The 5,932-nt window shown below is 72.5% G+C and carries 6 protein-coding genes; 2 read left to right on the forward strand and 4 right to left on the reverse strand.

Annotated features, from left to right (window positions below; all coding sequences use genetic code 11):
- The 4 genes from ETD86_RS51995 to ETD86_RS52010 form a co-directional block, all read right to left on the reverse strand.
- Positions 1-194 (reverse strand): hypothetical protein (locus ETD86_RS51995; RefSeq protein WP_211370877.1); only part of this gene is annotated, 194 nt, incomplete at its 3' end.
- A complete protein-coding gene (locus ETD86_RS52000) occupies positions 131-1,249 on the reverse strand; it encodes a winged helix DNA-binding domain-containing protein (RefSeq protein ID WP_138674003.1) in 1,119 nt (372 codons plus the stop codon). The genes ETD86_RS52000 and ETD86_RS51995, both read right to left, overlap by 64 nt.
- Before the next feature lie 16 nt (positions 1,250-1,265).
- Complete coding sequence (locus ETD86_RS52005; RefSeq protein WP_138674004.1) at positions 1,266-2,696, reverse strand: WS/DGAT/MGAT family O-acyltransferase; 1,431 nt, start codon at positions 2,694-2,696, stop codon at positions 1,266-1,268.
- An 81-nt stretch (positions 2,697-2,777) separates the two neighbouring features.
- Complete coding sequence (locus ETD86_RS52010) at positions 2,778-3,824, reverse strand: winged helix DNA-binding domain-containing protein (RefSeq protein WP_138674005.1); 1,047 nt, start codon at positions 3,822-3,824, stop codon at positions 2,778-2,780.
- 9 nt (positions 3,825-3,833) lie between these two features.
- Here ETD86_RS52010 and ETD86_RS52015 point away from each other — a divergent pair, with 9 nt between their 5' ends.
- Positions 3,834-5,021, forward strand: a complete 1,188-nt coding sequence (locus ETD86_RS52015) for a cysteine desulfurase-like protein (protein ID WP_138674006.1) — start codon at positions 3,834-3,836, stop codon at positions 5,019-5,021.
- On the forward strand, positions 5,018-5,932 hold a 915-nt coding region (locus ETD86_RS52020), incomplete at its 3' end, for a tyrosine-type recombinase/integrase (RefSeq protein WP_138674007.1). The genes ETD86_RS52015 and ETD86_RS52020, both read left to right, overlap by 4 nt.

Consider the following 5,932-nt stretch of genomic DNA (forward strand, 5'->3'; position numbering starts at 1 on the left):
GCCCTCCCCTCTCCCACCAGCTCCCCTGCCCGCGCCGCCGGAAGCTTGAGCACGACCCGGTCCCTGGAGAAGAACGCGTACGCCTTCCCCTCGACCTTGAGCCCGTCCGCGTGGAGCATGCGGCCCATGCTCACCTCTGGCCTGGCGAGGTGCTCGGCGACCAGGTCGTCGTAGAGCTCCTGGGCGGTAGCCATGCGATGCTCCCTTCTACCACACCGGCGAAGGCCATCAGGCGCGCCCCTTCGGCGGCCAGCTCCTCCATCACGCCGTCGGACAGCGGATGGAAGGGCTCGACCGTCAGCACGCCGTCCTTAAGGTCCCACATGCCACCGACAGTTCCGTCGACGAGGAAGGTGGGGTAGATGACCGCGCCCACGCACACGGCCTTGCGCTGCTCGGCGGTCATCAGCCGGCTGCGGTCGGCGTACGCGACGATGAGGTTGTCGAACCAGGGCAGGAACCGTACGGGAGCGGGCGCGTCCTCCTCGGCGAGCGGCGCATCGGGGAGGTCATAGAGGACGCGGCCCTCGGTGTCCTGATATTTCCGTAGGTGGGGCATGGCCTCCACGACCGGCCGCAGCCGCGTCAGCCCCGACCACATCTGCACGTCCATCACGCTCGCCGGCCCGTAGGCCGCCAAATACCGCTCCACGAGCTGCTCCACCGAGCCCGTGCCGTCCAGCGGCCGCCCCATCCACTCCTCGGCCAGCGTGAACGGCGTGGCCCCGCCCGTCCCCCAGATCCCGTTCGGCGGCGTGTGCACGATCGGCACCAGCGCCTGCGCCGACCAGCTCAGCGCCATCGGCTCCACCTCGGGCCACCGCTCCCGTAGCAGGTCGCGCAGCTGGGGACGGGTGAGCGTCCGCCCCGCCAGGTGCTCGCGCGCCAGCCGGGCCAGCTCGTCCAGGTCCACGTCGCGCGTCATGCGCCCGAAGGCCGCCTGCCTGGTCCTGGACAGGATCACCTGCACGATCGGCCGGATCCACACGTAGTCGTCGGCCAGCGCCAGGTGCTGGGTCCCGCGCAGCAACGACCCGCGGACCACCTGCTTGCCGTACAGCAACGAGGCCAGGTCGTCCTGGGTGAAGGCGGCCAGCCGCGTCCACAGCCCGATGTACGGCGCGTCGATCTCCTGCCCCTGCACCGCGACCAGCCGCTCGATGGCCTGCACGGGCTTGATGTCGGCCCGGGTCAACAGGAGCTGGCGGTCGAGCGTGGTGCGGTTGAGCACCCGGCGATTGAGGATCATGGACTCAGCGTAGGAGTCATTGCGGCAAGGTTGATTCCGCGTTGCGGAGCTCCTCCAGGGCGTCGCGCAGGTGCCGGGTCAGCTCCCAGGCGTCCGGGACCATCCGCCGGTCGGTGACGACGCCGATGTCGAGAGAGCCGTCGTACGAGAACGCGGTGATGTTGACGCCGCCGCTCACGTCCGTGATCACGGAGACCGGGTAGTGGGTCAGCAGCCGCCCGCCGCACACGTACAGGGGGAACTGGGGTCCGGGCACGTTCGAGACGATGACGTTGATCGGCGGGATGGTCTCCCCCACCAGCCCGAACGCCGACCTCGACGCCAGCCCCATGAGCGCGGCCGGCATCGATTCGCTGAACTCGCGCAGCCACCGCGCGGGCGCCAGCGAGAACCTGTCCTTGATCCGGTGCATGGCCTGCCGCACCTCGTGCAGCCGGGCGACGGGATCGGCGACGTGCACGGCGAGGGGTGCCGTCATGATCGCCACCTGGTTGCCGCGCTCCTCGATACCGGCTTCCCGCAGCGAGAACGGCACCCCGGCCACGAGCGGCCGGTTCGGCAGGCTGCCGTGCGCGGCCAGCCACCGGCGCAGCGCGCCCGCGCACACGGTCATGACGACGTCGTTGACCGTGACCCCGAACGCCTTGCGTACCTGCTTGATCTCCTCCAGAGGCAGCGACACGAACGCGAAGCGCCGGTGCTGGGACACGGGCCCGCTGAACGGCGTCCTGGGCGCGGGCAGCGTCGGCAGCTCCGGCGCCTGGCCGGCGCCCGCGAGCTTGCGGGCGAGCCCGGAGACGAGATGGCTGCCGGGGACGCGGGACACGACGGGGATCTCGTCCAGGTGCGGCACCGCCCGTGCCGCGAACCGCACCGCCTGCGCGGGATTGAGCGCCAGCCTGGCCAGCCCGCGCGCCACCATCTCCGCCCGCCCCGGCGGTGGCTCGTCCGGCTCGGGCGCGACCGCGGGCGGTGGCGGGGGCTCGGGACTGGTGTCGAGCAGCGCGGCCAGCACGTCGGCGCCGCCGATCCCGTCCACGGCCGCGTGGTGGATCTTGGTGTAGAGGCCCATGCGGCCGGCGGACAGGCCGTGGATCAGGTAGATCTCCCACAGCGGGCGGCCGCGGTCGAGGCGGCGGGCGTGCAGGCGGGAGACCTGCTCGGCCAGTTGCCGGTCATCGCCGGGCGGCGCCAGGCCGATCTCGCGTACGTGGTAGTCGAGGTCGAGATCGTCCTCTTCCACCCAGTACGGGTGGTCGAGACCGAACGGCACCTGGGCCAGCTTGCGCCGCAGGGCCGGCACGTACGGGAGCCGCCGTTCGAGCAGGTCCTGCAGGTCGGCGCGGTTGAGGTCGCCGTCGAGGATGGCGAGGCCGGCGATGTTGGCGACGTTCGTGGCGGTCTCGAAATGGAGGAACTGCGCGTCCAGTGCGGAGAGCTGCGGCATGGGGGACACCTCCGCCCCGAACCAATCAGACTCTGTCCATCACCACAAGGGACCGGTTCAAGAGCCTTTGGGCGGATGGCTTCACGGGGCGGCGAGTCGCAGCGACAGCGCGGTGGCCTCGGGCTCGGCGAACGCCAGCAACCGCAGCCCCTCCTCTTCGAGCAGGTCCAGCGGGGTTTCGATGAAGGGGCTGACGAGCAGCGCAGCCTTCTTCCCCGAGCGCTTGATCTGCCAGGTGCCCGCCGCGAACCCGTCGACCAGGTAGACGGCCCTGACCCGCAGATTCTTGGTGGTGACCCGCCCTCGGTACGCGTCGGCGACCACGCGGGTGCGGTCGGCGTGGCCGAGGACGAGGGTGTCGAAGTCGGGCAGGAACCGTACGGGCGCGGGCACGTCCCCGCCCGGCCGGGGCGCGCCGGGCAGGTCGAACAGCTCCTTCCCGTCCGGTCCCGCGAGCCTTTCGAGGTCCATCCCGGACATGACCCGCTTGAGGCCGCCCGCCCCCGACCAGGACTGCACGTCGGCGGGGGTGGCGGGGCCGAAGGCGGCCAGGTACCGCTCGACCAGCGTCTCCAGGCCCGCCGGCTCCGGTTCGATGCCGGGCAGCCCGAAGGCCGACTCGCGCGGGTAGCTCCACCGGTCCTCGGTCGGCACCATGACCAGCGGCGTCAGCATGCGGACCGCGTACCCCAAAGCCCGGTCGTAGGCGTCGGGAAACTCCTCCTGCAGCCGTGGCCGCAGCTCGTTGAACGTCATGGGCCCCACGGCCAGTAGCCGGTCGGCGGCGGCCACGACCGCGTCGAAGTCGACCTCGTCGAAGCGGCGCGCGGCCGCGGCCAGCATGGGCGCGAGCAGCGGCCGGAACGCGGCGAAGTCCGCGGCCGTCACCAGGTGCAGCGTGGCCCGCCACATGGTGGCACGCACCACGGTCCGGGCGTGCAGCGCCGCGTGCAGCTGATCCCGCTCGAACCCCTCCAGCCGCGACCAGACCCCCAGGTAGGGTGGGCGCGGCTCCTGCGCCTGGAGGCCGCCCAGCCGGTGCACGACGTCGGTCACGGCCCCTTTGTGGCGTTCGAGGAGCTGCTGCCGGGCCAAGGTGGCACGGTTGAGGTCGCGGAGGGTGAGCATTTACCTATCATGCCTTTCCCCATTAATTCGGTACGCGCCTGCTACCCCGCTCTGACTGACGGCTACGCCTACCTCGACGGAGCGGCCGGCACCCAAACCCCGCGATCCGTGATCGACGCCATATCCGACGCCTACCGCAGCGGGATCGGCAACGTGGGCGGCGCCTTCCCGGCCAGCCACCGCTCCGACGCGATCGTGGCAGCCTGCCGCGCGGCCGTGGCCGACCTGGTCGGCGGCGACCCCGGCGGCGTGATCCTGGGCCCGAACATGACCACCCTGACCTACCGCCTGGCCAGGGCGATCGCGGGCCCGGGCGACGAGGTGGTGGTCTCCAGGCTGGACCACGACGCCAACGTCCGCCCCTGGACCCAGACCGGCGCCACCGTGCGCTGGGCGGACGTGGACCCGGTCACCGGGGAGTTGCCGGTTGAGCAGTACGCGGACCTGATCGGCGAGCGGACCCGGGTGGTGGCGGTGACGTCGGCCAGCAACATCCTCGGCACCCGCCCGGACGTGCCCGCGATCGCGGAGCTGGCGCGTCGGGCGGGCGCGCTGATGTACGTGGACGGCGTGCACGCCACCGCGCACGGCCCGGTGGACATGCGCGCGCTCGGCGCCGATTTCTACGCCACCAGCGCCTACAAGTGGTCGGGCCCGCACATCGGCGCGGTGGTGGCCGACCCGGCCCTGCTGGAGACGCTCCGGCCGGACAAGCTGGCCTCGTCGCCGGACACGGTGCCGCAGCGGTTCGAGACGGGCACGGCGGCGTTCGCCGACCTGGAGGGCGTGACGGCGGCCGTCGACCACCTGGCGTCCATGGTCCCGGGCGTCGGCTCCCGCCGCGAACGCCTGCTGGGCTCGATGACGGCGGCGGAGGAGCACGAGCTGGAGCTGTTCGCCGTGTTGCTGACCGGGCTGGAGACGATGCCGCACGTCACCGTGTACGGCAAGCCGGCCAGGCGCACCGCCACCGCGTACTTCGCCGTGGCCGGGCACACCCCGCGCCAGGTGGCCGAGCACCTGGCCGGGCTGCGGGTGAACGTCTGGAACGGTCACAACTACGCCTGGGAGCTGACCGCCGCGCTCGGCATCCGCGATTCGGGCGGGGCGGTGCGCGCTGGGCTGGTCCACTACAACGACCGCTCGGACGTGGATCGGCTGCTCGAAGGCGTCGAGGCCCTAAGATCGTCGGGGTGAGCCTGCCTGCCGTCCCCGATGTGGCCGTGCTGCCGGTCGAGCCGGCGCGCGACCCGTACCACGTCTACCTCGACTCGCTCACCAGCCCGGAGTCGCGCCGCACCATGCGCGGCTGCCTCGACCGGCTCGCCCGCCTGCTCACCGGCGACGACAGGGCCACGGGCGCGGGGCAGCCGTGGCATTTGCTGCGGTACGAGCACACGGTGCGCATCCGGACGATGCTCACCGATCAGGGGTGGTCGGCGGCGTACGTCAACAAGCACCTGGTGGCGCTGCGGCGGGTGCTGAAGGAGGCGTGGCGGCTGGGGCAGACCAGCGCGGAGGAGTTCGCCCGAGCCTCCGACCTGGCTCCGGTACGGCAGAGCCGGCTGCCGACCGGGCACCACGTGCCGCCGGAGGTGGTCGGCGCGGCCCTGTCCGCGTGCGACGACTCGCCTGCCGGGGTGCGCGACGCGGCGTTGATCGCCGTGTTGTACTCCACAGGGTGCCGGCGGGCCGAGCTGGGCGGGCTCGCGCTGGCCGACTACGATCCCGGGGCGCGGTCGCTGCGGGTGCGCGGCAAGCGGGACAAGGAGCGCCTGGTCTACCTGACGACCGACGCCATCGGGCTCGTGGAGCGGTGGCTCGCCGTCCGCGGGCCCGTGCCGGGCGCGCTGTTCAGCCCGATCAGCAAGGCCGGGCGGGTGCGGGTGCGCGACGGCCGCCCGGTGGGGCTGACCGGGCAGGGCATCGCGGACATCCTGACGCGGCGGCTGGGCGCGGCCGGGGCGGCCCGGCGTACGGCGCACGATTTCCGCCGCACCTTCATCGGCGAACTGCTGGACGCGGGCGTGGACCTGGCGACCGCCCAGGCCCTCGTGGGCCACTCCTCCCCGGCCACCACGGCCCGCTACGACCGCCGCCCCGAACGC

Source organism: Nonomuraea turkmeniaca (assembly GCF_005889735.1).
Lineage (GTDB): Bacteria > Actinomycetota > Actinomycetes > Streptosporangiales > Streptosporangiaceae > Nonomuraea > Nonomuraea turkmeniaca.

Bases quoted from the DNA above. Each gene is read 5' to 3' on its own strand.
- ETD86_RS52000 (WP_138674003.1), bottom strand. From the start codon at position 1,249: ATGATCCTCAATCGCCGGGTGCTCAACCGCACCACGCTCGACCGCCAG.
- ETD86_RS52015 (WP_138674006.1), top strand. From the start codon at position 3,834: ATGCCTTTCCCCATTAATTCGGTACGCGCCTGCTACCCCGCTCTGACT.
- ETD86_RS52010 (WP_138674005.1), bottom strand. From the start codon at position 3,824: ATGCTCACCCTCCGCGACCTCAACCGTGCCACCTTGGCCCGGCAGCAG.
- ETD86_RS52005 (WP_138674004.1), bottom strand. From the start codon at position 2,696: ATGCCGCAGCTCTCCGCACTGGACGCGCAGTTCCTCCATTTCGAGACC.